This window comes from Arthrobacter sp. P1_B4 (assembly GCF_056406555.1).
In genome coordinates this window covers 1-25271 of sequence record NZ_JBFTZW010000044.1, presented here as the reverse complement: position 1 = coordinate 25271, position 25271 = coordinate 1, and the positions used below count along the sequence as shown (strand labels likewise).

The window sequence follows — 25271 nt, the reverse complement described above, 5'->3', positions numbered from 1 at the left end:
CCTACGGACGGACCTCGTACCACCCGGTCGGCACTTGCGCCATGGGTACCACCGACGATTCCGTTGTCTCCCCGCGGCTGAAGGTCCACGGGCTGGAGGGATTGCGGGTCGTTGACTCCTCGATCATGCCCCGGCTGGTCAGTGCCAACACCCAGGCACCCACCATCATGATCGCGGAAAAGGCCGTCGACATGATCCTTGAGGACGCAGAGGGGCTTACGCCCGGCGCGGATGGTTTTGCCGACTTCGACGTGGCCCCAGACAGTGTGTGAGTCAATTCACGCGCAACAGGCACCCCACCCTGCCTGGCCGCCCGTAGAATTGATGGTGAACGTAGAAGTTCTGCCGCCGGGTCTGCGTTCGCAGCCGGCGGTTTTTCTTTGCGCTCGATGAGGCGCCCGGGGTGGACCGAATCCCCGCCGGTGCCCGGTACCGGACACCCTCCGGCGGCCGACTTCCCCCTACGAGGACGTAGGGGGTGGATTCTAGGAAGGTAGTTCTGTGAGCCAGACGTCAGATTCTTGTCTTGATACGTGGATGGGCCGTGAGGCACTCGCCGAGGCGATGATCCCCGTGATCGGCCGGCTGTACCGCGAGAACAACGTGGTGACCTCCATCCACGGACGCAGCCTGATCAACAAGTCCACCATGAATATCCTCAAGGCCCACCGCTTCGCCCGCAGGATGAGCAAGGAAGAACTGCGCCTTGAGGAGACGGCCCCGCTGCTGGAGGCCCTGACCAAGCTGGACCTCGGCGCCGCGGCGATCGACATTGCCCGCCTCACCGAGAAATACCGCGCCGAGGGCGACGGCGCCAGCCTGGATGAGTTCCTCCGCGCCGAACTCGCCGAGGTTGTCGGCAAGCGCGGCGGCGACGACCGCACCAGCACCGACGTCGTCCTCTATGGTTTCGGCCGCATCGGCCGGCTCCTGGCCCGGCTCCTGATCGAAAAGGCAGGCGGCGGCCACGGCCTGCGCCTGCGTGCCATCGTGGTCCGCCGCGGTTCAGACAACGACCTTGCCAAGCGCGCGAGCCTGCTGCGCCGCGACTCCGTCCATGGCTCCTTCGAAGGCACCATCAAGGTTGACCTCGAAAACAACACCATCACGGCCAACGGCGTCCAGATCCAGGTCATCTACTCGGACAACCCCTCCACGGTGGACTACACCGCCTACGGCATCCACGACGCGCTCGTCGTCGACAACACGGGCCGCTGGCGCGACGCCGAGGGCCTTTCCCAGCACCTGTTGAGCAAGGGTGTTGCCCGCGTTCTCCTCACCGCACCGGGCAAGGGCGAGTTGAAGAACATCGTGCACGGCATCAACCACGGCACCATCGACGACTCGGACACGATCGTCTCGGCGGCGTCCTGCACCACGAACGCCATCACCCCTGTGCTCAAGGCGATCGACGACCGCTACGGCGTGGTGCACGGCCACGTGGAGACGGTCCACTCCTTCACGAACGACCAGAACCTGATCGACAACTTCCACAAGGGCGACCGCCGTGGACGCTCTGCCGCRCTGAACATGGTAATCACCGAGACCGGTGCCGCCAAGGCCGTGGCCAAGGCCCTGCCGGAACTGCTCGGCAAGCTCACGGGCAGCTCCATCCGCGTCCCCACCCCGGACGTCTCGCTGGCCATCCTGAACCTGAACCTGGAGAACGGCACCACCAAGGATGAGGTCAACGACTACCTGCGGGAAATGTCGCTGCACTCCGAGCTGCGCAAGCAGATCGACTACATCGATTCGCCCGAGGTTGTCTCCACGGACTTCGTCGGCTCACGCCGGGCAGGCATCGTCGACGGTCTGGCCACGATCTCCAACGACAAGAACCTCGTCCTGTACGTCTGGTACGACAACGAGTTCGGCTACAGCTGCCAGGTGGTCCGCGTCATGGAGGAAATGGCCGGGGTCAACCCGCCGTCCTTCCCCGCCAAGGATGCTGCGTCCATCCTCGAGGCCGCAGGGCTGCCCGTCGAGGTCTAGCCAGGGCGAATGTCCCTGACCGGGACATGTTCCTCCTTTCCCGGCCGATGCACTGGAATCGGCCGGGAAAGGGAACCACAATGGAGCCATGGAACCGAACCCGGCTGTTGAACACGAGACCACCCTGGAACACGCGCTGGACGTCGCGCGGAGCAACGCGAAAGAAGCGAAGCGGCTGCTGGACGACGCCCTCGTCAAACGCCAGTCCGGTGAAGTCAACGACGACCGGGTGACCCAGCTCCAGGGCCTGCTGGATCTGGCCAACGAAGACCTGAAACGGGTCACGCGGGAGCAATAGGCCCCCCGCGTTCCGCCACCGGTCCCCAACACTGTGGACAACCGCCCGAGTGGCGTGGCGTCCGCATAGGCTCAGGGCGTGCAGCCAAAACGCCGCGAGCGGCCGCCCACATGAGCGCCACCTGGATGGATTTCCGCCGCGCCCGCCGCCACTCCCGCCAAGCCTGGATCCTCCTGGCCGCGGCCGGCCTGGCCGTCCTGGGCGGCCTGATCTGGTTCTTCACGGCCGGCCAGTTTTCCGCTGCGGAGCCGCAAATCGCCGGCCCCCGCGAGGCCCCCGTCATTGCCCGAGGGTGGATGAACGCGGTGGACGCCGTCCGGGCAGTGCCGCAGGGAAACGCTGCCGCACTGCTCGACACCCTCGCGGTCAAGGGACGGTCGGCAAAGAACAACTATGACCGGGGTGCCTTCGGCCAGGCATGGCTCGACGTCGACCGCAACGGCTGCGATACGCGCAACGATATCCTCCGCCGCGACCTGGCGGCCGCCGAATTCGTCAGCGGCTCCCGCTGCCAGGTGGCCGGCGGCACGTTCCAGGAACCGTACGCCGGCCGCACGATCGTTTTCCGGCGCGGCGCCGAAACCAGTGCTGCGGTGCAGATCGACCACGTCGTGGCGCTGGGAGACGCGTGGCAAAAAGGCGCCCAGCAGCTCACCGCGCAGCAGCGCGAACACCTGGCCAACGATCCCCTCAACCTGATCGCCGTCGACGGTCCCGCCAACCAGGACAAGAGTGCCTCCGACGCCGCCACCTGGCTGCCGCCAAACAAGGCTTTCCGCTGCCACTACGTCGCCCGCCAAATTTCGGTCAAGGCGGCCTACCGGCTGTGGGTCACGGCGGCAGAGAAGGAGGCGATGAAACGGATCCTGGCCTCGTGCCCAGGGCAACAGACGATCGTGCCGCGCTGACGCGCCCTTCGCAGTTTCCGGGCTGGAGGACCCTTGCAGCCGTTCTGCTGCCCGGCGACAATGGGCGCGGTGGGACAAACCGCGCGCCCCAAATGCTGGAACGGAAGCCATGGCACATCGCACGCACAATTCAGGCAAGGGGCACGCCGGCCACAAGAAGGGCTCCGCACGGCGGCCGGCCCGGCTCGACGCCGGACTCTACAAGGCCGAACTTCTGCGGCTCCAGGCAGAACTGGTTGCCCTCCAGGAGTGGGTCCGGAGCACCGGGGCGCGGGTCCTCATCATCTTCGAGGGTCGGGATGCAGCCGGTAAGGGGAGTGCAATCAAGCGGGTCACCGAGTACCTGAATCCGCGGTTTGCCCGGATAGTCGCGTTGCCGGCGCCGACGGAGCGCGAACGCGGTGAATGGTACTTCCAGCGCTATGTGGCGCATCTGCCCGCCGCCGGGGAAATCGTCCTGATGGACCGCTCCTGGTACAACCGCGCCGGCGTCGAACACGTGATGGGCTTTTGCACCCCGGCGGAGCACAAACGCTTCATGGCCCAGTGCCCGGTTTTTGAACGGCTCCTCATCCAGGACGGCATCCTGGTCTTCAAGTACTGGTTCTCGATCAGCCATGGGGAACAGGAGCGGCGGTTCAAATCCCGGCTGGATGATCCCATGCGGCAATGGAAGCTCTCGCCGATGGACCGGGAGGCAATCCTGCGCTGGGAAGACTACTCGCGGGCCAAGGACGACATGTTCGTGCAGACAGACACCGCGGATTCACCCTGGTACGTGGTGGAAGCCGAAGACAAACGCCGGGCACGGATCAACCTCATCGCCCACCTGCTCTCCAGCATCGATTACACCGAAGTGCGGACCGAGCCGGTGACCCTTCCGGAACGGCCGAAGGCCGTCAACTACACGCGCCCGCCGCGGGAACTGTTCCGCTATGTCCCGGACTCCGCGGCGAGATTCGAAAAGCCGGCCGCGGACTGAGCAGGATCGGTTGGTTCAGTAGACTGCCGCATGGACATTGTGAAATACGTGACACCGTTCCTTGGCACCTGGCATGGACAAAACCGCTTGCGGCTCATGCCCACGGACGACTACAAGGCTTCGGCGGCCACCGCCACGGTGACGGTGACCGCCGCACACTTCGCGAGTGTCGCCTACACCTGGTCAGACGGTGAGAGCCAGCAGGAAGGCCTCCTGATCCTGGCCGGCGGCGCGTCCGGCGCGGATCCCGCCACCGCTGTGTGGCTGGACTCCTGGCACACGGGCAAGGCGCTGATGCAGTTTTCCGGGACCGTGGGCGGCGACGGCGTCCTCCGGCTCAACGGCTCCTATGCGGCGCCGACCGGCCCGGACTGGGGCTGGCAGATCCACCTGCACCCGGCGGACGGCCCGGGCGGACGCATCACCATGCACAACCTGGTCCCGGGCGAGGACCCGTATCAGGTGGTGGAGCTGGTACTCGACCGGTAGGGTACCGGCATGGACATCATCCTCGTACCCGGATTCTGGTTGGACGCCTCGTCGTGGGCTGACGTCACCCCGCCGCTGACCGCGGCCGGGCACAAGGTCCACCCGTTGACGCTGCCGGGCCTGGAGTCGGCCGATGCGCCGCGCGCCGGGATCGGCCTGCGCACCCACATCGACGCCGTGGTGGCGAAGATCGATTCCTTCGACGCGCCGGTGGTCCTGGTGGGCCACTCCGGCGGCGGGGCCATCATCCATGGCGCCGTCGATGCCCGCCCGGACCGGGTGGCCCGGGCTGTCTACGTGGACAGCGGACCGCTGGGGGAGGGCGGGGTCATCAATGACGAACTCCCGGCCGACGGCGACGAGGTGCCGCTGCCGCCGTGGGAGCTTTTCGAGGACGCGGACCTCACCGACCTGACCGACGAGCTGCGCGCCATGTTCCGTGCCCGTGCCATCCCGCAGCCCCGCGGCGTGGCCCAGGACCGGCAGCAGCTCTCGGATGAACGCCGCTTCGAGGTTCCGGTCACCGTCATCGCCTGCGAATTCCCGTCCTCGATGCTGACGGAAATGGTTGCCGGCGGCCACCCGTATGTGGCGGAGCTCGGACGGATCCGCCAGGTCGACTACGTGGACCTGCCTACAGGACACTGGCCGCAGTTCACCAGGCCGGCAGAGCTCGGAGCCGCGATCCTGGCCGCCGTCGACCGGACCTAAAAGAACTGGCCGGCCGGGTCACTGCTGACCCGGGAAATCCCGCCGAAATTCCCCACCTTTGGGACCCGCCGCCGGCTCGTCCCGCCAAACCGCCGGCGATTTCCTGCGCGTCGGCGTCAAACGTGGGGAAAGTCCGCGTGCAGCAGCGCCTAACTGCCGCCGTCAGTGGCCGAACGGGTCCGGGTCTACTCCCGGCATCCAGGTCAGGCCGGGAACGCCCCAGCCGCTGCGCTTGGCCTGCTTCATGGCCCGGCGGGCATAGCGGTCAATGAGCCGGTTGACGTAGAGCTTGCCGTCGAGGTGGTCGTACTCGTGCTGGATGACCCGGGCGAACCAGCCGGTCGCCTCGAATTCCACCGGCTTCCCGTCACCGTCGAAGCCCTGGACCCTCGCCCATTCGGCCCGCTTGAGCGGATACTGTCCGCCGGGGAAGGACAGACAGCCTTCCTCTTCCTCGTCGGGGTCCGGCAGCGCGCCGGAAATCTTCGAAAGTGTCAGGACAGGATTGACCACGACGCCGGCGGGCGCGGCGCCGTCGTCGTTGTCGTACTTGTACACGAAGAGCCGCTTGCCGACCCCCACCTGGGGGGCCGCCAGCCCGACGCCGTTGGCGGCGTCGTTGGTCTCGAACATGTCGGCGATCAGGGTGCGGAGCTCGTCGTCGAAGACGTCGACTTCAGCGGCCCGGCGGTGCAGCACGGGCTCGCCCCAGATCGTGATGGGCAGGACGGTCATATCAGGAAAGTTCCTCGGATGCAGGTGGAGTCGCGGCGTCTCAGCCGGCGATGGTGCGGCCGACGACGTCGCGCATGATTTCGTTGGTGCCGCCGAAGATCGTCAGCAGCCGGGCGGCGAGGTAGGCCTGGGCCACCGGGTATTCCATGATGTAGCCGTACCCGCCGTGCAGCTGCAGGCAACGGTCCGTGACGGACTTGGCGCGCTCGGACGCCCACAGTTTGGCACGGGCAGCGCCTGCGGCGTCGAGCTCTCCGGCGTTGAACGCCAGGATGGCCTGGTCCACGTACGCTTCGGTGACCTCGACCTCCGTGAGGAGGTCGGCGAGTTCGAAGCGGCTGTTCTGGAAATCGATGATTCGCTCGCCGAACGCGTTGCGGTCCTTCGTGTAGCGGACAGTCGCCTCGTAGGTGGCGCGCACGACGGCGGAGCTTGCCACGGCGATCGCCAGCCGGCCCTGGGGGAGCTGTTCGGCCGCGTACTGCAGGCCCTTGCCTTCCTCGCCGACGAGGTCCGCGTGCGGAACGCGGACGTTGTCGAAGAACAGCTCGGCCGTGTCGGAGGCCTTGAGGCCCATCTTGTCCAGCTGCTTGCCGGTGTTGTAGCCCTCACCCTTCTGGACCATGAAGAGCGAGAACGAGTCGCGGTTTCCGCGTCCGGTGCCGCCATCAGTGCGGGCCAGGACGAGGGAGGCATCGCCGGAGATGCCGTTGCCGATAAACGTTTTCTGGCCAGTGATCAGCCAGTCGTCGCCGTCGCGGACCGCCTTGGTGCGGATGCCGCGCAGGTCGGAGCCGGCCCCCGGTTCGGTCCAGGCGACCGAGGTGACCTTTTCGCCCGAGACCATGCCCGGAAGCCAGCGGGCCTTGAGGTCATCGGAGCCGTAGGCCAGCAGGTGGGGGAGGACCATGTCATCGTGCAGGTGGAACGCCAGGCCGACCGCGAGGTGGTTGCTCTTGGCGAATTCTTCGTCCAGCACTGTCCGGAAGCGGTAGTCGGACATCCCCATGCCGCCGAACTCTTCCGGCACGGCCAGGCCCAGCAGGCCCTGCTCGCCGGCAGCGGACCACAGTTCCCGGGGCATCATGTGGTCCTCGTCCCACTGGGTGTAGTGGGGAGCGACCGCGCGCGCGTTGAACTCGGCGGCCATCTCACGGAACATCTCGTGGTCTTCTTCAAACAGCTTGCGCTTCACTGCGATTCCTTCCAATACAGACAACAAAGGCCGCACCGGATAACCGGTGCGGCCTTTGGAAAAGGTCGGACAATCACTGCCGTCCTTCATGAGGGTGAGCGACGGGGGTTGAACCCGCGACCTCCTGGACCACAACCAGGCGCTCTGCCAACTGAGCTACGCCCACCATGTGCCATATCAGGCCCTCCGGCGAACCGGCTGGCTGGAAAGGCAACGACAAATAGCTTACCTGCTGTTTGGGGGTGGTTTTGCCACTTTTGCGATTTTCGCCGAAATTTCCGCGAAACGTGGCGCAGATTACTTTTCCGCGCCTACTCCGCCGGGGTGGGCTCGGCTGCTTCGCCGCCCATGACGCGCTTGGCGATCCGCTGCGCCGTGGCACTGTCCGGGCCCGGCGCGGGGACAAATACGGCCTCGCGGTAATACCGGAGTTCGTCGATGGAGTCCTTGATGTCGCCGAGCGCCCGGTGGCCGCCCAGCTTGGCCGGGGACTGGAAGTAGGCCCGGGCAAACCAGCGGCGGGAGAGTTCCTTGATGGTGCTCACATCGATGACCCGGTAGTGCAGGTGCTCCACCACGTCGGGCATGTCGCGGACAAGGAACACGCGGTCGGTGCCCACCGAGTTGCCGCCGAGCGGGGCCTTCCGGGGATCCGGCACCCATTTCTTGATGTAGGCGAGCACGGCTGCCTGCGCTTCGGCCATCGTCTTGCCGTGCGGAAGCTCCGCCAGCAGGCCGGAGCGTGTGTGCATGTCGCGGACAAAGTCGTTCATCTGGGCCAGCGCGGCGTCGTCGGGCTTGATCACGACGTCGACGCCGTCCCCCAGGATGTTGAGCTCCGAATCGGTCACCAGGGCGGCCACCTCGATAAGGGCGTCATTCTTGGTGTCCAGGCCGGTCATTTCGCAGTCGATCCAGACGATGCGTTCGTTAGTAATAGGCACCCGCCCAGCCTACCGTTCCGACGCCACAGAGCCGTCCGGTGCTAGGATTTCGAATACGCGGCCGCCGAATTATTTCGGCACTTATTTCTTCGACGCGGCGCCCCGGGCCGGACACTGCGGCCGGCTGTGGGCGGAATTGTGGCCCACAACAGATTGGACGATCCTGACATGACGGCGCCTGTGCCTGCGGCGGGGGAAACGGCTGCCGGTACGTCCCGCCCGTCCACGTCCCGCCCTTCTGCGGCCGGCCGGACCGCGCTCACCCCGGCTGCGGCCTCCCCTGAGGGGGAAGGGGCCGTCGGCGACGTCGATAACCCGCGGTCCCCGATCCTTGCCGGGTTCCTGGGCTCGCTGTTCATGACTATCGGTTCGATCGGCGTCGGCTGGCTTGCCCCCGCATCCGAACTCCGCCGAGTCCCGCTGTTCATCTGGATGCGCACCGAGGCCCTCGGCGTCGCCCTCTGCATTGTCCTGCTGGCCTTCGGCGGCATGCTGCTTGTCCGCGCCTGGCTGCGGCTCGGCCAGCGCGTCCGGGTCTGGGGGGCCGGGGCCCGCAAGGCCACGCTCCAAGCGACGGTGGCGTGGGGGCTGCCGCTAATGTTCTCTGTACCGCTGTTCAGCCGCGACGTCTACGCGTACATCGGCCAGGGCCGGCTCATGGTGGAGGGCTTCAACCCCTACGAAAACGGCATTTCGGCGCTGTCCAACTACTTCCAGCTGGGCGCCGACAGAATGTGGACCGAAGCTCCCGTCCCCTACGGGCAGCTGTTCCTGTGGATCGAACAGTTCGTGGTCTGGGCCACCAACGTGCACCCTGAAGGCAGCATCATGCTGTTCCGGATCGCGGCCCTGGTGGGCGTGGTCCTCTGCGTGATCTACGTGCCGAAACTGGCCGAACTGCACGGAGTGAACCCGAACCGGGCCCTGTGGCTGACGGCGGCCAACCCGCTGTTCCTCACCAACTTCATCGCCAGCGTCCACAACGACGCCCTCATGATCGGCCTGGCCCTGGCGGGCCTTTATTACTGCGCCACGCGCCGGGTCATCCTCGGAATCGTGCTGGTCACGCTCTCCATCTCGGTCAAGCCCATCACGGTGGTCTTCCTGCCGTTCATCGGCCTGCTCTGGGCGGGCAAGGGCGCCAGCTGGCCGCGCAAGTTCGTCTTCTGGGCCCTCACGGCCGGCATCAGCGTGGCCTTGCTGTATCTCATGAGCCGGGTCAATGGCTTCGGCTTCGGCTGGATTAACGGGCTGTCCGCCCCGGGCAGCATCTGGATCTGGTACGCGCCTGTTGGCCTGGTGGGCCTGATCGTGGCCTCCATCTCCAACGCCTTCGGGCTCGACGGCTGGGGACTGGCCAAGTGGGCGTTCGACGCCGGCAAGCTGCTCGCCGTCGGCATCGTCGCCTGGCAGATCTTCCGCGGCGACTACGACCGGCTGATGCGCCGGCTCACCCTGGCGTTCGCCGCCGTCGTGCTGCTGTCCCCGATGATCCAGTCCTGGTACATCGTCTGGCTCATCCCGCTCTTCGCCGTCACGGGCATCCGCGACGACTGGCAGGTCAAGGCGCTCTACTTCATCGTGTCCTTCTTCATGGTGTACGCGATCTCGGACCAGCTCGACGTCTTCCCGTACCTGCAGACCGCGGATCTGGGCCTGGCCCTGGCGCTGGCCCGCAACGCCGCGGCGATCATTGCGTTGCTGTTTGCGCTATACCTGATCTTCCTTGACCCGAAGACGAAGCTGCTGTTCACCAAGTCGGACGAGCCGGTCACCACGCGGCCGATCATCTAGGGCTGGTTCTGGCTAGGCCGCCAAGTTCCTGAGCGCTTCCTTGCGCGAGAGCGGACTGAGCCGGTCCGCATGCCGCCGCACAAACGCTTTCACCCAGGCCGGATCCGTCCTGCCGTACTGGCGCAGCGCCCACCCGATCGCCTTGCGGATGAAGAACTCCCGGTCCTCAAGGTTGGCCTCCATCACAGCGGCCAGGAGCTCCGTGTCCGTGGCGTCCTTCGCCCCCAGCTGTGCGGTGATCGCGGCCCGCCGGACCCAGAAGTCCTCGTCCCGGCTCCAGCGTTCGAGCACCGGCGTCAGTTCTGCCCGGTGGGCCTGCAACAGGGCGCCCAGCCGGTGGGCCACCCCGTCCACCAGGTCCCACCACGCTCCGGTGCGGATGATTTCCTCATAGAGGGCCAGCATGCCCAGTTCCCCGGCTGCCGGCTTGAGCCCCGTGAGCTCGATCGCGGCATAGCGTTCCTCACGGTGTCCGGCGTTGCGCCACAGCACAAGCACGGCGGACTGCAGCTCCGCCAGGGTGCCCGGCGGGTGGTCCGCGGCCGCGGCCCGGACAATGCTGCGAACCTCGGGAACCCGCACGCCCAGGGATGGCATCTGCGATTTCATGTAGGCCTGGGCCCCCGCGGCGCGGCCCGGATCGGCAGCAGCCTGGAGGCTGCCGCGGATCGCGTCAATCAGTTCCGTGGTGGTCATGAGGCCACTGTAGACACGCCGCGGCGGGCTTTAGAGTTGAAGCCAGCAAGCCGCGGCTCCGCGTCGGAAGGGAAAGCCATGTCCATGATCAAGAGTCCCGAAGAGATCGCTCTGATGCGCGAGGCCGGCCGGGTGGTCGCCACCACCCTCGCCCGGGTCCGGGAGGCGGCCGCCGTCGGCGTTTCGCTCAAGGAACTGGACGATGTCGCCGCGGCGTCAATCGCCGACGCGGGAGCCACCCCGGCGTTCCTGAACTACCGGCCGCGGTGGGCGTCCGTGCCGTTCCCGGGGGTCATCTGCACGTCCGTCAACGACGCCGTCGTGCACGGCATCCCCAACGAGTACCGGCTCCAGGACGGGGACCTCCTGAGCGTGGATTGCGGCGCGTTCCTGGCCGGGTGGTGCGGCGATGCGGCCGTCAGCTTCATCGTGGGGACCGTGGATCCGGTGGACCAGGCCCTCATCGACGCCACGGACGCCGCCCTGGCGAGGGGGATCGAAGCGGCAAGGATCGGGAACAAGATGGGGGATCTCGCCTATGCGATCGGCGGTGCAGCGCGCCGGGCAGGCTACGGGCTGCTCGCCGACCACGGCGGCCACGGGATCGGCCGGACCATGCACGCCGAGCCGCACGTGCCCAACGACGGGCGTCCCGGTCGCGGCATCAAATTGACCGAGGGCCTGGTCATCGCCATCGAGCCAATGCTGATTCTCGGCCGCAAGGACGACTACTACCATGACGACGACGAATGGACCCTCCGCTCAGCGAACGGCCGCCGCGCCGCGCACAGCGAACACACCGTGGCCATCACCGCCGACGGGCCGGTGATCCTGACCCTGCCCTAGCGCCCTCGGTCCCTGCCGGCCCGGGGCACCGTCAGGCGGACGACGGCGCGTCCCGGCACTGCGCCGCTGACCACTGTGCCGCTGACCACCGTGAAGCCGGCCGCCGTGAAGCCGGCCGCCGTGAAGCCGGCCGCCAAAAAGAGTCCCAGCGTGCCGTGGTAGAGGTCTGCCGGGCCGGCCTTGGGCCGTTGCGCGGGGTCGACCGGATAACCCTCTACCACCGTTGCGCCGTGGGCGGAGGCGTGTTCGACGGCGGCGGCAAGCAACGCCCCCGCCACGCCGGTGCGTCGGTGGTCAGGGGAGACTACAAAGCAACTGACGGACCACACTTGGTCCACGCCGGGATCCCGGGCGGCGTCAGGGGCCGACGCCAGCACGTTCGAGCGCAGGATCCTTGGGTAGCACCCGCGGGGCTCGACGGCGCACCAGCCCACCGGATTCCCGTCGCGGAAGGCCAGGACCCCGGGCGCCGGCTGGCCGCCGTCGAACTTGTCCCGCAACTGGTTCTTCCGCTCCTCCGGGGTGGACGCGGACCACTGCGGGCCGGTCCAGGCAAAGAACCGGCACCAGCATCGTGAGGGTTCGCCGCGCACGCCAAAGAGACGCTCGACGTCGGGCCAGTCCGCCGCGGCGGTGGTGATGGCTGCCTGGGCCCGGGGTTCTGCGTCGCGCATGGAAAGAGGGTAGCGCCTGGCGGCTTCAGCGTCAGCGCGTGCGCGTGCCCGGGCTGGCCTGGCGGCGGACGCGGTGCGCGGCGAGCCGGAGCTGGATGATGCGGGCGGCTCCGGCGATGGCGACCAGGACGCCGCCTCCGACGGCCGCGATGAACAAGGCGATGCCGAGCGGGACCGAGCCTTCGAGGCCAAAGAACTTCACCTGCACGTATTCCTGGTTCTGCAGGATGAAAGCGATCAGCAGGATCAGCACCACGAGCGCGCAGGCAACCGCGGCCCAGACCATTCCCGCACGGGTGACCTGGCGCGTGTCCGGAGCGGGCGCCGGCGCGGGAGCCTGAGCCGTGGGTTCCTCGGGCTGGGTGGTTTCGGCGCGCCCCGCCGTCGTGGCGGCCACATCCGTGCTGGTCGCGGCCACATCCATGCCGGGGCTCTGCTCGGCGGGCGCGGACGCGGGCGCGGGTGTGGCGTCACCGGACCCCGCGTACGGGGAGGTGGGGGCGTCGTCTGGATTGGTGGGGTCGAATCTGCGGGGTGTCTCGGTCATGGCGGCCGTACCTTTCGATTGCGGGCAGGGCGCACAGGCTATCCCTGCCAGCCTGCCAGTCCATTCAATACTAAGCGTGCTGAGGGCTGGCGGGGCTCAGGGCATAGGGTGTGCACGGTTCGGGCGCTCCGTCCCACGCCAGCAACCGTGCTTTGGCGGTCCCTGGCGGCCGCCGTCGGCGTCGTTCTCCCGGGCATTCTTTCCGGGGTCCTTCCCGGAAACCAGCGGCGCCCGCGGGGCAGTGCAGGCTGTTGGCACCGGCCCGGGGACGGTATAACGTCACAGCAAAGCGAATGCCTTGAAGAGGAGGCGCGGCCGTGACGATTATTGACAACGCCGTCTATGTGGACGGTCACCGGACCGCCGACCCGGAAGGACTCGAGGAGACATACTTTCTGCTGCGGCAGCGCCAGGGCATGGCCTGGATCGGGCTCTACCGGCCCGAAGCCCAGGAACTGCGCTCCGTGGCCGAGGAATTTGACCTGAGCCACCTGGCCGTAGAGGACGCGCTCGCCGGCCACCAGCGGGCCAAGCTGGAGCACTATGGCGAGACGTTGTTCCTGGTGCTGCGGCCCGCGCGGTACCTGGACGACGTGGAAAAGGTCGAGTTCGGCGAGATCCATGTGTTTTCCGGACCGGACTTTGTAGTGACTGTCCGCCGGGCGGAGTCTCCCGACCTGGCCCGGGTGCGCCGGCGGATGGAGTCCGAGCCGGAGTTCCTGGCGCTCGGACCGGATGCGGTGTTGTACGCGATCCTGGACCAGGTGGTGGACGAGTACGAGCCCGTGGCGGCAGGGCTGGAAAACGATATCGATGAAATCGAAGACGACCTGTTCGCTGCCGACCCCGGCGTATCGCGCAGGATCTATGAACTCTCCCGCCAGGTCATCACGTTTCAGCGTGCCACGGCCCCGCTGGCCGGAATCTTGCAGAGCCTCATGGGCGGCGGACCGGACGGCGTGCCGGATCCCGAACTGCAGGATCATTTCCGCGACGTCCTGGACCACGCCATCAGGCTGGGGGAGCGGGTGTCTGCCTTCCGGGCGTTGCTGCAGAACGCGCTGGCCGTCAACGCGGCCCTCGTTGCCCAGCGGCAGAACGACGAAATGCGGCTCCTGACGGAGTCGAGCTTCGCCCAGAACGAGCAGGTCAAGCGGATCTCGTCGTGGGCTGCCATCTTGTTTGCGCCGACGTTGATCGCCTCGATTTACGGCATGAACTTCCGCGACATGCCCGAGCTCGACTGGATCTTCGGCTATCCGATGGCACTCGCGCTCATGCTCGGCATGGGCGGGATCCTGTTCCTGACGTTCAAACACAACAAGTGGATCTGATGGTCTGGTTGAAATAGGAGTTGACATTGGAAGCGGCCCTGACCGTGCGTTGTCGCAGGTCAGAGCCGCTCTCTTGTGCCCCAGGAGGGAATCGAACCCCCGACCGGCGGATTAGAAGGCCGCTGCTCTATCCCCTGAGCTACTGGGGCGCGCTGGCTCCCACCGGCTGCTGCCGGTGACGCCTCAAAAAGTTTACAGTGCCTGACGGCCGGTGGAGGTCAACGCCCGGCAGGTGGCCGGTCCTGCCGGCCCTGACTTCTCCCCAACACGGTCCCCACACCGTTGCCGGCAGCCGGTTATCCACATGGCACAGCCGGGTCCTCCCCGGCCACGGTCCACGGCGGGATGCTGGAACTGCCCGGCAGGGCACGACAATTCGAGACAGGACATGAGAATGAGCGACAACATTACGGTCCGTGGCTTCGTCGCCTCGGAGATCAGAAGCTCGACCACACCCGGTGGCGTGGCCACGGCGTCCTTCCGGTTCGGCGCCACCGAGCGCCGCTACGACCGCGGCTCCAGCACCTGGGTGGATGGCAACACCAACTGGTTCACCGTCCAGGGATACCGGCAACTGGCCGGCAACATTGGCTGCAGCATCAAGAAGGGCCAGCGGGTCATCGTGGTAGGCAGGCTGAAGATGCGGAGCTGGGAGAAGGACGGCAGGGTCTACCACGTCGCCGAAATTGACGCGGAGTCAGTTGGCCACGACCTCATGTGGGGCTCTGCGAACTTCACGCGCTCAGCCGCAGCCGGAAGCCAGGCGGCCGCCGGACCCGGTTCCCCAGACGCGCCCGGTAGCGGCGACGGCGACGGCGGCGGACCGCAGAGCCTGCCAGGGGACGACGACGGGGACGGCGACCACGGTGCCGACCACCACGCGAGCTTCAGCCATGACGAGAGCGGTGAGGAGGAGGAGGTGGACCAGGAAACCGGAGAACTGAAAGGGGCCGCAGCCTGAATCCGCAGGACCGGCGGGCAGCGCCGTGGGCGCCGGGACTGGTCACCGGAACGCCGGAACGGGGCACTGCCGCGTGGCAGAATTGCCCGATGCAACACGCCAGGATCGTTGCGGGACGGGCGGCGCCCACCCGCACCGCGGGAGGGGCCGCCCGTCGCGTCGGCTGGGCCGCTCCGGCCGCCGCAACCTTGGTGCTCCTGCTTTCAGCCTTCGCCTGTGCGACGCCGGCCGGTAGCAGCGGAGCTATGGCCTCTGAAGCCGCGGACTCTCAGGGGACACCTTCCGCAACGTCCCCGGCACCGACAGCCACTGCGTCGCCGGCACCGGCATCCACGACGTCGCCGCTGGCGAACCCCGACCTGAAACCCGACAGGGAATCCGCCATGAAGTCCACGGTCGAGGCGGTCCTGAACGCCGCCATCCGCGGCGGCAGTCAGCCCGAAACGGCGGGCATCCGCGCGTCGTTGGTTAAGGCAGGGATTCCGGCCGACGCTGTGGAAGTCACAGCCGGGCGGACGCCCACGGCATGGCTGTCGACGCCGTCGAGGCCGGAGTGCGCGACGGCAACGACTGCATCGTGGCCCAGATCCGCACCGGCACCGTCACCGTCGCTGTGCTGCTGCCGGGTCTGGCCTCCGGGGGCTGCCTCGTGGGCGTCCGGGACTGAGCCGAACCCTCGAACGCCGTTAAGTGGCCGATCCGGGCTCACGGAATGTGAGTTATCCCGCCCGAACCACTAGATTTGTAGGCATGGCGGAATTTATCTACACAATGACCAAGGCCCGTAAGGCTGTCGGCGAAAAACTCATCCTCGATGACGTAAGCATGTCCTTCTTCCCGGGGGCCAAGATTGGCGTTGTCGGCCCGAATGGTGCCGGTAAGTCCACCATTCTCAAGATCATGGCCGGCCTGGACACTCCCTCCAACGGTGAGGCCCGGCTCAGCCCCGGCTACACGGTAGGCATCCTGCTGCAGGAGCCGCCGCTGAACGAAGACAAGACCGTCCTGGGCAACGTCCAGGAAGGCGTCGGCGAAATCTACGGCAAGATCCAGCGCTTTAACGCGATCTCCGAGGAAATGGCCAGCCCCGACGCTGACTACGATGCCCTCCTCGAGGAAATGGGACAGCTGCAGGAAGCGATCGACGCTGCCGACGCCTGGGACATCGATTCCCAGCTGGAACAGGCTATGGACGCACTGCGCTGCCCGCCCGCCGACGCCGACGTCACCCTGCTCTCCGGTGGTGAGCGCCGCCGCGTCGCGCTGTGCAAGCTCCTGCTGCAGAAGCCGGACCTGTTGCTCCTCGACGAGCCCACCAACCACCTTGACGCCGAGAGCGTGCTGTGGCTGGAACAGCACCTCTCCAGCTACTCCGGTGCCGTCCTTGCCGTAACCCACGACCGGTACTTCCTCGACCACGTGGCCGAGTGGATCGCCGAAGTGGACCGCGGCCACCTGTACCCGTACGAGGGCAACTACTCCACGTACCTGGAGAAKAAGCGCGCCCGCCTGGAAGTCCAGGGCAAGAAGGACGCTAAGCAGGCCAAGCGCCTGACCGAGGAACTCGAATGGGTCCGGTCCAACGCCAAGGGACGCCAGACCAAGTCCAAGGCCCGTCTGGCCCGCTACGAGGAAATGGCTGCCGAGGCAGACCGTACCCGCAAGCTCGACTTCGAAGAGATCCAGATCCCGCCGGGCCCGCGCCTGGGCGGACTCGTGCTGGAGGCCAAGGGTCTCCAGAAGGGCTTCGATGACCGCACCCTGATCGATGGACTGTCCTTCAGCCTGCCCCGCAACGGCATCGTCGGCGTCATCGGTCCCAACGGCGTCGGCAAGTCCACCCTCTTCAAGACCATCGTGGGCCTGGAACCGCTCGACGGCGGCGAACTGAAGATCGGCGATTCCGTCAAGATCTCCTACGCCGACCAGAGCCGCGGCGGCATCGACCCGAACAAGACCCTGTGGGAAGTCGTGTCCGACGGCCTCGACTACATCCAGGTCGGCCACGTCGAAATGCCGTCCCGCGCCTACGTGGCCGCTTTCGGCTTCAAAGGCCCGGACCAGCAGAAGAAGGCCGGGGTGCTCTCCGGTGGTGAGCGCAACCGCCTCAACCTGGCGCTGACCCTCAAGCAGGGTGGCAACCTGCTGCTCCTCGACGAACCGACCAACGACCTCGACGTCGAAACCCTCAGCAGCCTCGAAAACGCCCTGCTCGAATTCCCGGGCTGCGCCGTCGTCGTCTCGCACGACCGCTGGTTCCTTGACCGGGTGGCCACCCACATCCTCGCCTACGAAGGCGACGAGGAGAACCCGTCCAAGTGGTACTGGTTCGAGGGCAACTTCGAATCCTACGAGGAGAACAAGGTCGAGCGCCTGGGCCCGGATGCGGCCAAGCCGCACCGGGTAACCCACCGCCGCCTCACCCGCGACTAAGCCCGCAAGACTTACAGCGCCGCGAAAAAGCCGGCTCCCGCCTGAACTGTTTCAGGGGGAGCCGGCTTTTTGTGTGCGGTGGGCCTGTGCGCCGAGGACGCCGTGTGCCGAGGACACCGTGTCCCAGCCGCCGGACGGGGGAGTACTGGCAGCCCTTGGCCTTGCGGATCAGGTGCTGCAGCGCCCTCGATCAGACGGCGGCCTGCACGGCGCCCTTCGCGGTGTTCTTCAGGTCGGTGTTTTTGAAGTCGTTCGGGACGCGGATCATGCCTTCCTGGGCCACCGTCGCCACGTGCCGGCCGTCCCGGCTGAAGATTTTGCCCGTCGCGAGGCCCCGTGCGCCCTGGGCGCTGGGCGATTCCTGGACGTACAGGAGCCACTCGTCGACCCTGACCGGCCGGTGCCACCACATGGCGTGGTCCAGGCTTGCCACGGACATCCCCGGCGTAATCCAGCTCATGCCGTGCCTGCGGAGGATGGATTCGAGCAAGGTGTAGTCGCTCGCGTAGGCCAGGGCCGCCCGGTGCAGGCCGGCGTCGTCGGGCATCGGGCCGAAGGTCTTCATCCACACGGCGTTGCGGGCCTCCCGCGGTCCCTTGGCCGAGACATACAGCGCCGGATCGACGTGGCGGATATCGAACGGCCGCTCGTAGGCCCAGTGCCGGGCCACGGGGTGATCGAACTTGCCCAGCAGGTCGGCCGTGCTCGGCAGCGATTCGGGGTCCGGGATCCCGGCGGGCATCTCGGACTGGTGCTCGATCCCCTCGTCCTCGGCCTGGAAGGACGCGATCATCGACAGGATGGGCATGCCCTCCTGATAGGCGTGGACCCGGCGGGCCGAGAACGACCGCCCGTCGCGCAGGCGCTGCACACCGAAGGTGATCGGCTTGTTGGCGTCTCCGGGCCGGAGGAAGTAACCGTGCATGGAGTGCACGCTGCGGTCCGGATCGACGGTGCGGCTGCCGGCTATCAGGGACTGCGCCAGCACCTGGCCGCCAAAGACGCGCTGCTTGGGCTGTTGCTGGGAGGGACCCATGAAGATGTCCTCGTCCGTCCGGGCGCCCTCGAGCTCGCCGAGGTTGAGAAGTTGGATGAGCGAGGAGGTGGGGTCCTGGGTCGGGAGCCCCAAGAGTCCGGCTTCGGCTTCAGTCATGGTCTGACTCTAGACGGCGTCCAGCGCCGCTCCAAAGAAGCGCAGCCGGTAGAGTCAGTAGTGTGTCTGATGTCCTAACCCAGCCCCTGCAGTTCACCGATCCCCGCGACCTCGACGACCTGCGCACCTTCGCGACGCGCGCCAAGTCCATTGACGACGGCGCCATCCGGCTCCAGGCCGCTGGCCCCGTCCTGGCCGCCTACGTCTGCGTCCTGCGGCCCCGGCTCCTGGGCGAATCCACCCCCACCATCCTGGGCCTGCGGACCATGGCGCTGGCACAGCCGGCGGACACTGACGTGACAGTGCCGCTGTCCGCCGTGCTGGACCGCCTGGCACGGGCGGGGGAGCACGACGTCGAACTTCCCGTCCCGCCGGTGACCGTCAGCGAGTCGTGGGCCGGGATCGGCGCGCCGCGCGCCGGCTGGGAACTGCTCGGCACCGTCCAGGACACCGCCCTGCGGACCGCAGCGGAGGCCGGGATCAGGGAGATCGCCGCGATCATTCCGGACAAGCCCGGTGCGTTGATCGTCAACAACGCCAGGGCAACGGTCTGGGGCCGGGAACTGCCCGACGCCGGCGGCCTGCCGGCCGGGGCCGCGTTCGCCGCGCTCACCCTGGGCTTCCTGGCAGAGGGCGAGCAACGGCTCTACCGGGCCGGGCGCTGGTTCCGGCTCAGCGGCACCCGCGGCCACGTGCTGGTCCGGACCGGCACCGGGCTCTAGGAAGCTCCGGCGCCCTCCGCGCTCAGCCCTCCGACGGGCTGTTCACCATGGACAGGGCTGCCCGCTCCATGTAGTCCCAGAGCGTACCCTCATACAGCGGCGGCAGCTCCAGGGCATCCACCGCGGCACGCATGTGGAACAGCCAGCGTTCCTTGGCCTCCGGTGTCACCCGGAACGGCATGTGGCGCATCCGCAGCCGCGGATGCCCGCGCTCCTCGCCGTACGTCGTCGGCCCGCCCCAGTACTGTTCCAGGAACATCAGGAAGCGCCGCTTGGCCGGGCCAAGGTCCTCTTCCGGGTACATGGCGCGCAACAGCGGATCTGTTGCGACGCCGTCGTAGAAGACATCGATGAGCTTCACGAAGGTCTCGTGGCCGCCCACGGCGTCGTAGAAGTTGTCCGTGTAGCCGGGCTGGCTGAACGGATCGTTCTGCAGCAGCTGCCTGGGCTGGCTGGGTTCGCTGGCGCTGGGAATCGTCATTTCACTATTCTCCGGCCTTCTGCTGGGGTGCGCTGTCGGCCTCGTCTGCCGGGGACGTCTCGGGCGGAATGTACGTGCCCTGGGAGCGGTTGCCCACCCGCAGGATTTCGCCGTTGCGCAGGTACCAGATGGTGCCGTCGTCGGCCCGGACCCGGGTGATCCGCAGGTTCATGGCCTCGACTGTGCCCACCACCTCGGAAGTCTCGATGATGTCGCCAATGCCGTACTGGTCCTCGAAGGTAATGAAGATGCCGGCGAGGAAGTCGCGGATCAACTGCTGGGCACCGAAGCCGATGGCCACACCGAGGATCCCGACGCTCGTCAGGATGGGAGCCACGTCCACGTTCAGGTACTTGAGCACGTACACGATGGTGAGGACGGCGATCAGGACGCCGACCACGCTGCGGAGCAGGGCGCCGATTGTCTCTGCCCGCTGGACGCGGCGTTCGTGGTCCAGGGCGCGGAACGCCGGAGCGACCCAGCGGAAGTGCGACTTCTTGAAGAGTGTGCTGCCCGCCGCGACCCGTTTGGTGATTCCGGTGATCACGAAGGATGCCGCCAGCCACACGGCGACGCCGATGCCCAGGCTGATGAGGCCACCTGGCAGGTTGACAGCCGAGATGTCCGGTGCGGTGATTGGTTCGATGGTGGTCAGGCTGATCATCGGTGAGGGAAAACTCCTTGTCTACTGCAGCCCTGCTGCCGGCCGGCAGCAGGGCTGGGCGTCCGGAAAGGCGGCTTGCGTTCGCCGGGCGCATAACGCTCTGGTCTACTTCAACATTAGCGCCGTAGCGTGGCCCCATGCGCATCCTGGTCCTTGGCGGCACGGCCTTCCTGTCAGCTGAAATAGCCCGGCAGGCCCTCGCCGCCGGGCACGACGTCACATGCCTGGCCCGCGGTTCCGCCGCCGCGCCGCCCGACGGCGCCACCTGGCTGCGCGCGGACCGATCGCAGGGGAAGACCGCGTACGAAGGGGCCGCCGGCAGCGGCGCGTGGGACGCCGTCGTCGACGTCTCGCGGGACCCTGACCAGGCACGTGAGGCCCTCGAGACGCTGGCAGGCTCGGCCCGGCACTGGACCTTCATCTCCAGCTGCTCGGTCTACGCTGACAACTCAGTGGCCGCCGAGGCCGAAGACGCCCAGGTGCTCCCGCCGCTGGCTCCGGGCACGGAGCTGACCATGGAAAACTACGGCGAGGCCAAGTCCGCGATCGAGCACCTGACCCGGGAACTGGCAGGCGGCAAGGCGCACCTCTGCCGCGCCGGCCTGATCGGCGGACCCGGGGACGGCTCCGACCGCTACGGGTACTGGCCGGCCCGATTCGCCCGGGACAACGATCCCGTCCTGGTCCCGGACATCCCCGCCGACGCCACCCAGATCATCGACGTCCGCGATCTCGCTGCCTGGATCCTCACCGCCGCCGGGAACGGAACCACTGGGGCGCTGAACGCCGTCGGTGAGCCGGTGCCCTTTGCCGCCTATCTGGAGGAAGCCCGCCAGCTCGCCGACGCCGACTCCGAGGTGGTTGTCGCCCCCGAGGACTGGCTGGCGTCGCACGGTGCGAACTACTGGGCCGGCCCGGACTCGCTGCCGCTGTGGCTGCCGCCAGGCCACGAGGGCTTCGCGACCCGCAGCAACGACGCTGCCCGGACAGCGGGGCTGCGGCTCCGGCCGTGGATGGACACGCTGCGGGACACCCTGGCGGATGAACGCCGCCGCGGACTCGGCCGTGAACGCAAGGCCGGCATGAGCCCGGAGACGGAGCGCCGGCTGGTGTCCGAGTACCGGGCAGAGGCCTCGACCAGCCCGGCTGACGGCGCCGCCTGAAAACGATTCCGCCTGAAAACTATTCAGTCAGCCTGGCCCTCCACCACAGCCGTCGGCTCGTGCAACACCGGGAAATTCACGCTGCGGGCGATGAAACAGACCTTGTTGGCCTCCACGTGGAGTTCCTCAAGGACATCCGGTGCCGCCGCTTCCGCCACCGTCACCCGGGGCCTCAGCGTGACGGATTCGAACTGCCCGCTGCCGTCCCGGTTGGTCCGCATCAGGCCCTCGGCCCGGTCCTCGTAGGCCGTCACCACAACACCGTGCTTCACGGCCACGTGCAGGAAGGAGAGCATGTGGCACTGCGAGAGCGCGGCCAGCAGCAGCTGTTCGGGGTTGTAGCGCTCCCGGTCCCCGTGGAAGGTCGGATCGGCCGAGCCGCGCAGCACCGGCAGCCCGGGGATCTCGACGTCGTGGTCCCGAGAGTAACCGCGGTACGAGGACGTCCCGGCCCCGCGGTTCCCGGTCCAGCGGACGGTCAGCGCATAGTGATGTTCGTCAAGGCTCATGACTCCAGCCTAGAACGACAGAACCCCGGCGCCGCACAAGGGCGGCGCCGGGGTTCCAGGCTTGCCGGGGGTCCGGTGCCTTGGTCGTTAGCCGACGTCGGCCTGGCGGGCGCGCAGGGCGCGGGCAACGCCGTCGCGGTTCTCCAGCATCATCCGGCGCAGCGCGGCACTGCCTTCCGGCAGCGAGGCCAGGAACTCATCCGTGCGGTCCACCGTGGCCTGCGTGGTCAGCTGGGCCGGGTAGAGCCCGACGACGATCTGCGAGGCCAGCGCGTGGGTGCGGCTTGCCATGATGCCCGGGACGGCCTCGAAGTACTTCTCGGCGTACGGCTCGAGCAGGGACGTGTCCAGGACCCGGGTAAAGCCCGTCACCGCGGAGCCCTGCAGGGCGTTGGACAGATCGCCCTTGACCACAATCGATTCCCAGGCCGCGGCCTTGGCCTCCGGAGTGGGGATGGCGGCCTTGGCCAGGGCCGCCGCGTTCTGGCCGTTGGAGGTGTTGTCGTGCTTCAGTTCCTCGTCGATCCGCTCCTGCCCGGCGCGGCCGCCGGCCACGAGGGAAGCCAGCAGCTCCCACCGCAGGTCCTGGTCCACGCTCAACCCATCGAGGGTGAGTGAGCCGTCCAGCAGCCCGGAGACCGTGTCCAGCTGCCCGGCACTGCGGGCCAGCAGGGCGTAGGACTTCACGAACTGCAGCTGGGCGTCCGAGCCGGCCGGCACCGCCGATGCGAGCTCCCAGAGCTTGTCGGCCGCGGCCACGGCGGTGGCCTCCTGGTGCTCCTCGGCCACGTAGAAGGTCAGCGTGGTGGCCAGCTGCCGGAGCTGGACCAGGATCACGGAGGAATCGGATTCCTCGGCAATGTTGGCGAGGATCAGCTCCACGTACCCGCGGGCCGGGGATTCGCCGTCGCGCGCCGCATCCCAAGCCGAGCCCCAAACGAGCGTGCGGGGGAGGCTCTGGCTGAAGTCCTTCAGGTGCGCCGTTGCGGTGGCGAGGGACTTCGGATCCAGCCGCACCTTGGCGTAGGCGAGGTCGTCGTCGTTGAGCAGGATCAGGTCCGGCTGGGCCAGGCCGGCCAAGGCCGGAACTTCGGTGCGCTCGCCGTCGACGTCGAGCTCCTCGCGGTGCACCCGCTCCAGCTTGCCGGTCCCGTTGAGGTTGTAGAAGCCGACGGCGAGGCGGTGCGGGCGCAGGGTCGGTTCGCTCTCGATCGCCGACTGCACGATGGCGAAGGACTCGATGGTGCCGTCCGCGGACGCCGAGATTTCCGGTGTCAGGGTGTTCACGCCGGCGGTCTCCAGCCAGAGCTGCCCCCACCGTTCCAGGTCGCGGCCGCTGGCCTTCTCGAGTTCGGCCATGAGGTCGCTGAGCTCGGTGTTCTGCCAGGCGTGCTTGCTGAAGTACTCCCGCACCCCGGACATGAATTGCTCCGGGCCCACCCAGGCGACGAGCTGGCGCAGCACCGACGCGCCCTTGGCGTAGGTGATCCCGTCGAAGTTCACCTCGACGTCCTGGAGGTCGTTGATCTCGGCGAAGATCGGGTGCGTGGTAGGCAGCTGGTCCTGCCGGTAGGCCCAGGACTTCTCCACGGACGCGAACGTGGTCCAGGCGTGGCCGAACTCAGTGTTCTCGACGGCGGCCAGGTGGGACATATATTCGGCGAAGGACTCGTTGAGCCAGAGGTCGTTCCACCAGCGCATGGTGACGAGGTCGCCGAACCACATGTGCGCGAGCTCGTGCAGCACGGTGATGGCGCGGCGTTCCACCTGGGCATCGGTGACCTTGCCGCGGAAGACGTAGCCTTCCAGGATGGTGACGGCCCCGGCGTTCTCCATGGCGCCGGCGTTGAACTCCGGCACGAAGAGCTGGTCGTACTTCTCGAACGGGTACGGGCAGCCGAACTGGGCCTCGAAGAACTCGAAGCCCTGCCGGGTGAGCTCGAAGATGTTGTCCGCATCGAGGTACTGCATGAGCGACTTGCGGGCGAAGATGCCCAGCGGGGTGACGTTGCCCGCCGCCGACGTGACCTCGCTGCGCACTGACTGGTACGGCCCGGCGATCAGCGCGGTGACATAGGAGGACAGCCGCGGTGTCGGCGTGAACTCCCAGACAGAGCGGGCGGCCCCATCCGCGCCGGGGATGGTCTCCACCGGCACCGGGGTGGGGGAGTTGGACACGACATCCCAGTGCGAGGGGGCGGTGACGGTGAACGTGAAGCTGGCCTTCAGGTCGGGCTGTTCGAAGACGGCGAACATGCGCCGCGAATCCGGGACCTCGAACTGGGTGTACAGGTAGACCTCGTTGTCCACCGGATCCACGAAGCGGTGCAGGCCTTCACCGGTGTTCATGTACGGGGCTTCGGCGACTACCAGCAGGTCGTTCTCGGCCGCGAGGTCCGGGAGCTGGATCCGGACGCCGTCGGAGACCTCGGCCGGATCCAGTTCGCGGCCGTTGAGGCTGACGCTGTGCACGGCGTGGGTGACGGCGTCGATGAAGGTCGACGAGCCGGGCTTGGCCCGGAACTTCACGGCCGTGGTGGAGCCGAAGACCTTCTCGCCGCGGGTCAGGTCCAGGCTGACCTCGTAGGAATCGACGTCGATCAGGGCGGCGCGCTCGCGGGCTTCGGCGCGGGTCAGGTTCATACCGGGCAAAGGGGCCTCCAGAAGAAGATGGATACTGCCGGCCGGCCGCGGCCGCGGTCGCCGGCGATACTGTGAAATTATTCTTTCACGTTAGCGGCCCTTGGCAAGTTAGCCCGGTCACAACCGGCCCCAAGGCCTCGGCGCCCACTCCACGATTTGCCACGAATGGCCGCTAAGCCGAGGCGGGTTCTAACGGTCGTTGCAACACCCAACACTTTGGGAGTTGCAACGACCGTGTCGTTTTTAACGGAGGAAACAGCCCGGCGGCGGAAGTACACGCCGGAGCAGAAGGACCAGTTCTTGTCGGTGGTGGACCGGCTGGGGAGTGTGAGCGCGGCCGCGGCGGAGCTCGGATTCAATCAGATGACGTGCTATCAATGGGCGCGCAAAGCGGGAC

27 protein-coding genes and 2 tRNA genes are annotated in these 25271 nt (G+C 67.4%); 16 read left to right on the top strand and 13 right to left on the bottom strand.

What is annotated here, in order from left to right; translation table 11 throughout:
* The 7 genes from AC1D1W_RS13735 to AC1D1W_RS13705 all read left to right on the top strand — a co-directional run.
* Nucleotides 1–272, top strand: a 272-nt coding sequence (locus tag AC1D1W_RS13735; protein WP_476943970.1) for a GMC oxidoreductase, incomplete at its 5' end; no start/stop codon positions are given.
* A gap of 229 nt (nucleotides 273–501) precedes the next feature.
* A complete protein-coding gene (locus AC1D1W_RS13730; RefSeq protein ID WP_476943969.1) occupies nucleotides 502–1992 on the top strand; it encodes a glyceraldehyde-3-phosphate dehydrogenase in 1491 nt (496 codons plus the stop codon).
* 88 nt (nucleotides 1993–2080) lie between these two features.
* Entirely contained in the window at nucleotides 2081–2290 is a 210-nt protein-coding gene (locus tag AC1D1W_RS13725; protein WP_018773403.1) for a hypothetical protein, read from the top strand.
* A gap of 110 nt (nucleotides 2291–2400) precedes the next feature.
* Nucleotides 2401–3198: an HNH endonuclease family protein gene (locus AC1D1W_RS13720; protein ID WP_476943968.1), complete on the top strand. Its 798-nt coding sequence runs from the start codon at nucleotides 2401–2403 to the stop codon at nucleotides 3196–3198.
* Between the two features lie 109 nt (nucleotides 3199–3307).
* Nucleotides 3308–4180 (top strand): polyphosphate kinase 2, encoded by an 873-nt coding sequence (gene ppk2, locus AC1D1W_RS13715; protein WP_476943967.1) that lies wholly within the window; start codon nucleotides 3308–3310, stop codon nucleotides 4178–4180.
* Between the two features lie 30 nt (nucleotides 4181–4210).
* Nucleotides 4211–4669, top strand: coding sequence for a DUF1579 family protein (locus tag AC1D1W_RS13710; protein ID WP_476943966.1), 459 nt, complete (start codon nucleotides 4211–4213; stop codon nucleotides 4667–4669).
* A gap of 9 nt (nucleotides 4670–4678) precedes the next feature.
* A complete protein-coding gene (locus tag AC1D1W_RS13705) occupies nucleotides 4679–5380 on the top strand; it encodes an alpha/beta fold hydrolase (protein WP_243177200.1) in 702 nt (233 codons plus the stop codon).
* Nucleotides 5381–5542: 162 nt separating this feature from the next.
* Here the strand turns inward: AC1D1W_RS13705 and def are convergent, their stop codons facing one another.
* The 4 genes from def to orn all read right to left on the bottom strand — a co-directional run bounded on the left by def (nucleotide 5543) and on the right by orn (nucleotide 8254).
* Nucleotides 5543–6115, bottom strand: a complete 573-nt coding sequence (gene def / locus AC1D1W_RS13700; RefSeq protein ID WP_476943965.1) for a peptide deformylase — start codon at nucleotides 6113–6115, stop codon at nucleotides 5543–5545.
* A gap of 40 nt (nucleotides 6116–6155) precedes the next feature.
* Nucleotides 6156–7310, bottom strand: a complete 1155-nt coding sequence (locus AC1D1W_RS13695; RefSeq protein ID WP_476943964.1) for an acyl-CoA dehydrogenase family protein — start codon at nucleotides 7308–7310, stop codon at nucleotides 6156–6158.
* 93 nt (nucleotides 7311–7403) lie between these two features.
* Nucleotides 7404–7476: transfer RNA gene (locus AC1D1W_RS13690), tRNA-His, on the bottom strand.
* Between the two features lie 145 nt (nucleotides 7477–7621).
* Nucleotides 7622–8254 carry an oligoribonuclease gene (gene orn / locus AC1D1W_RS13685; RefSeq protein WP_308197202.1) on the bottom strand — a complete coding sequence of 211 codons (633 nt, stop codon included), beginning with the start codon at nucleotides 8252–8254 and terminating at the stop codon, nucleotides 7622–7624.
* 168 nt (nucleotides 8255–8422) lie between these two features.
* Here orn and mptB point away from each other — a divergent pair, with 168 nt between their 5' ends.
* Nucleotides 8423–10048 carry a polyprenol phosphomannose-dependent alpha 1,6 mannosyltransferase MptB gene (mptB, locus tag AC1D1W_RS13680; protein ID WP_476943963.1) on the top strand — a complete coding sequence of 542 codons (1626 nt, stop codon included), beginning with the start codon at nucleotides 8423–8425 and terminating at the stop codon, nucleotides 10046–10048.
* A gap of 12 nt (nucleotides 10049–10060) precedes the next feature.
* Here mptB and AC1D1W_RS13675 read toward each other — a convergent pair whose 3' ends face one another.
* Nucleotides 10061–10744: a DNA alkylation repair protein gene (locus AC1D1W_RS13675; protein WP_476943962.1), complete on the bottom strand. Its 684-nt coding sequence runs from the start codon at nucleotides 10742–10744 to the stop codon at nucleotides 10061–10063.
* A 78-nt stretch (nucleotides 10745–10822) separates the two neighbouring features.
* Here AC1D1W_RS13675 and map point away from each other — a divergent pair, with 78 nt between their 5' ends.
* Entirely contained in the window at nucleotides 10823–11590 is a 768-nt protein-coding gene (gene map, locus AC1D1W_RS13670; RefSeq protein WP_459385064.1) for a type I methionyl aminopeptidase, read from the top strand.
* On the opposite strand, the gene AC1D1W_RS13665 is transcribed toward map, so the two are convergent.
* Nucleotides 11587–12264 carry a GNAT family N-acetyltransferase gene (locus AC1D1W_RS13665; protein ID WP_243177206.1) on the bottom strand — a complete coding sequence of 226 codons (678 nt, stop codon included), beginning with the start codon at nucleotides 12262–12264 and terminating at the stop codon, nucleotides 11587–11589. The genes map and AC1D1W_RS13665 overlap by 4 nt on opposite strands.
* A gap of 31 nt (nucleotides 12265–12295) precedes the next feature.
* Nucleotides 12296–12811, bottom strand: coding sequence for a LapA family protein (locus tag AC1D1W_RS13660; protein ID WP_243177207.1), 516 nt, complete (start codon nucleotides 12809–12811; stop codon nucleotides 12296–12298).
* A 317-nt stretch (nucleotides 12812–13128) separates the two neighbouring features.
* Here AC1D1W_RS13660 and AC1D1W_RS13655 point away from each other — a divergent pair, with 317 nt between their 5' ends.
* Nucleotides 13129–14145 (top strand): magnesium and cobalt transport protein CorA, encoded by a 1017-nt coding sequence (locus AC1D1W_RS13655; RefSeq protein ID WP_243177208.1) that lies wholly within the window; start codon nucleotides 13129–13131, stop codon nucleotides 14143–14145.
* Between the two features lie 76 nt (nucleotides 14146–14221).
* On the opposite strand, the gene AC1D1W_RS13650 is transcribed toward AC1D1W_RS13655, so the two are convergent.
* A tRNA-Arg gene (locus AC1D1W_RS13650) sits at nucleotides 14222–14294 on the bottom strand.
* 245 nt (nucleotides 14295–14539) lie between these two features.
* On the opposite strand from AC1D1W_RS13650, the gene AC1D1W_RS13645 reads away from it, so the two are divergent.
* The 3 genes from AC1D1W_RS13645 to ettA all read left to right on the top strand — a co-directional run bounded on the left by AC1D1W_RS13645 (nucleotide 14540) and on the right by ettA (nucleotide 17539).
* The gene (locus tag AC1D1W_RS13645) at nucleotides 14540–15106 is read left to right on the top strand and encodes a single-stranded DNA-binding protein (RefSeq protein WP_476943961.1); all 567 of its coding nucleotides are present in this window, start codon (nucleotides 14540–14542) and stop codon (nucleotides 15104–15106) included.
* Between the two features lie 526 nt (nucleotides 15107–15632).
* Nucleotides 15633–15773 carry a DUF6993 domain-containing protein gene (locus tag AC1D1W_RS13640; protein WP_243177211.1) on the top strand — a complete coding sequence of 47 codons (141 nt, stop codon included), beginning with the start codon at nucleotides 15633–15635 and terminating at the stop codon, nucleotides 15771–15773.
* An 83-nt stretch (nucleotides 15774–15856) separates the two neighbouring features.
* Nucleotides 15857–17539 carry an energy-dependent translational throttle protein EttA gene (ettA, locus tag AC1D1W_RS13635; RefSeq protein WP_476943960.1) on the top strand — a complete coding sequence of 561 codons (1683 nt, stop codon included), beginning with the start codon at nucleotides 15857–15859 and terminating at the stop codon, nucleotides 17537–17539.
* A gap of 190 nt (nucleotides 17540–17729) precedes the next feature.
* Here ettA and AC1D1W_RS13630 read toward each other — a convergent pair whose 3' ends face one another.
* A complete protein-coding gene (locus AC1D1W_RS13630; RefSeq protein ID WP_243177212.1) occupies nucleotides 17730–18692 on the bottom strand; it encodes an acyl-CoA thioesterase in 963 nt (320 codons plus the stop codon).
* Nucleotides 18693–18754: 62 nt separating this feature from the next.
* Between AC1D1W_RS13630 and AC1D1W_RS13625 the strand changes: the two genes are divergently transcribed.
* On the top strand, nucleotides 18755–19414 hold the full coding sequence (locus AC1D1W_RS13625) for a DUF8185 domain-containing protein (RefSeq protein ID WP_476943959.1): 660 nt from the start codon (nucleotides 18755–18757) through the stop codon (nucleotides 19412–19414).
* Nucleotides 19415–19436: 22 nt separating this feature from the next.
* On the opposite strand, the gene AC1D1W_RS13620 is transcribed toward AC1D1W_RS13625, so the two are convergent.
* Entirely contained in the window at nucleotides 19437–19895 is a 459-nt protein-coding gene (locus AC1D1W_RS13620) for a globin (protein WP_476943958.1), read from the bottom strand.
* A 4-nt stretch (nucleotides 19896–19899) separates the two neighbouring features.
* Nucleotides 19900–20559, bottom strand: a complete 660-nt coding sequence (locus AC1D1W_RS13615) for a mechanosensitive ion channel family protein (protein ID WP_243177215.1) — start codon at nucleotides 20557–20559, stop codon at nucleotides 19900–19902.
* 137 nt (nucleotides 20560–20696) lie between these two features.
* Here AC1D1W_RS13615 and AC1D1W_RS13610 point away from each other — a divergent pair, with 137 nt between their 5' ends.
* Nucleotides 20697–21722, top strand: coding sequence for an NAD-dependent epimerase/dehydratase family protein (locus tag AC1D1W_RS13610; protein WP_476943957.1), 1026 nt, complete (start codon nucleotides 20697–20699; stop codon nucleotides 21720–21722).
* Nucleotides 21723–21745: 23 nt separating this feature from the next.
* Here AC1D1W_RS13610 and AC1D1W_RS13605 read toward each other — a convergent pair whose 3' ends face one another.
* Nucleotides 21746–22231: an OsmC family protein gene (locus AC1D1W_RS13605; protein WP_243177217.1), complete on the bottom strand. Its 486-nt coding sequence runs from the start codon at nucleotides 22229–22231 to the stop codon at nucleotides 21746–21748.
* A gap of 87 nt (nucleotides 22232–22318) precedes the next feature.
* Nucleotides 22319–24874 (bottom strand): aminopeptidase N, encoded by a 2556-nt coding sequence (pepN, locus tag AC1D1W_RS13600; protein ID WP_476943956.1) that lies wholly within the window; start codon nucleotides 24872–24874, stop codon nucleotides 22319–22321.
* A 165-nt stretch (nucleotides 24875–25039) separates the two neighbouring features.
* On the opposite strand from pepN, the gene AC1D1W_RS13595 reads away from it, so the two are divergent.
* On the top strand, nucleotides 25040–25271 hold a 232-nt coding region (locus tag AC1D1W_RS13595; protein WP_476943955.1), incomplete at its 3' end, for a transposase.

What these genes read in the sequence shown, in the direction of transcription:
- AC1D1W_RS13725 (WP_018773403.1), top strand. Translation starts at nt 2,081, where the DNA reads ATGGAACCGAACCCGGCTGTTGAACACGAGACCACCCTGGAACACGCG.
- AC1D1W_RS13720 (WP_476943968.1), top strand. Translation starts at nt 2,401, where the DNA reads ATGAGCGCCACCTGGATGGATTTCCGCCGCGCCCGCCGCCACTCCCGC.
- ppk2 (WP_476943967.1), top strand. Translation starts at nt 3,308, where the DNA reads ATGGCACATCGCACGCACAATTCAGGCAAGGGGCACGCCGGCCACAAG.
- AC1D1W_RS13710 (WP_476943966.1), top strand. Translation starts at nt 4,211, where the DNA reads ATGGACATTGTGAAATACGTGACACCGTTCCTTGGCACCTGGCATGGA.
- AC1D1W_RS13705 (WP_243177200.1), top strand. Translation starts at nt 4,679, where the DNA reads ATGGACATCATCCTCGTACCCGGATTCTGGTTGGACGCCTCGTCGTGG.
- def (WP_476943965.1), bottom strand. Translation starts at nt 6,115, where the DNA reads ATGACCGTCCTGCCCATCACGATCTGGGGCGAGCCCGTGCTGCACCGC.
- mptB (WP_476943963.1), top strand. Translation starts at nt 8,423, where the DNA reads ATGACGGCGCCTGTGCCTGCGGCGGGGGAAACGGCTGCCGGTACGTCC.
- AC1D1W_RS13675 (WP_476943962.1), bottom strand. Translation starts at nt 10,744, where the DNA reads ATGACCACCACGGAACTGATTGACGCGATCCGCGGCAGCCTCCAGGCT.
- map (WP_459385064.1), top strand. Translation starts at nt 10,823, where the DNA reads ATGTCCATGATCAAGAGTCCCGAAGAGATCGCTCTGATGCGCGAGGCC.
- AC1D1W_RS13665 (WP_243177206.1), bottom strand. Translation starts at nt 12,264, where the DNA reads ATGCGCGACGCAGAACCCCGGGCCCAGGCAGCCATCACCACCGCCGCG.
- AC1D1W_RS13660 (WP_243177207.1), bottom strand. Translation starts at nt 12,811, where the DNA reads ATGACCGAGACACCCCGCAGATTCGACCCCACCAATCCAGACGACGCC.
- AC1D1W_RS13645 (WP_476943961.1), top strand. Translation starts at nt 14,540, where the DNA reads ATGAGCGACAACATTACGGTCCGTGGCTTCGTCGCCTCGGAGATCAGA.
- AC1D1W_RS13640 (WP_243177211.1), top strand. Translation starts at nt 15,633, where the DNA reads ATGGCTGTCGACGCCGTCGAGGCCGGAGTGCGCGACGGCAACGACTGC.
- AC1D1W_RS13630 (WP_243177212.1), bottom strand. Translation starts at nt 18,692, where the DNA reads ATGACTGAAGCCGAAGCCGGACTCTTGGGGCTCCCGACCCAGGACCCC.
- AC1D1W_RS13620 (WP_476943958.1), bottom strand. Translation starts at nt 19,895, where the DNA reads ATGACGATTCCCAGCGCCAGCGAACCCAGCCAGCCCAGGCAGCTGCTG.
- AC1D1W_RS13615 (WP_243177215.1), bottom strand. Translation starts at nt 20,559, where the DNA reads ATGATCAGCCTGACCACCATCGAACCAATCACCGCACCGGACATCTCG.
- AC1D1W_RS13610 (WP_476943957.1), top strand. Translation starts at nt 20,697, where the DNA reads ATGCGCATCCTGGTCCTTGGCGGCACGGCCTTCCTGTCAGCTGAAATA.
- AC1D1W_RS13605 (WP_243177217.1), bottom strand. Translation starts at nt 22,231, where the DNA reads ATGAGCCTTGACGAACATCACTATGCGCTGACCGTCCGCTGGACCGGG.
- pepN (WP_476943956.1), bottom strand. Translation starts at nt 24,874, where the DNA reads ATGAACCTGACCCGCGCCGAAGCCCGCGAGCGCGCCGCCCTGATCGAC.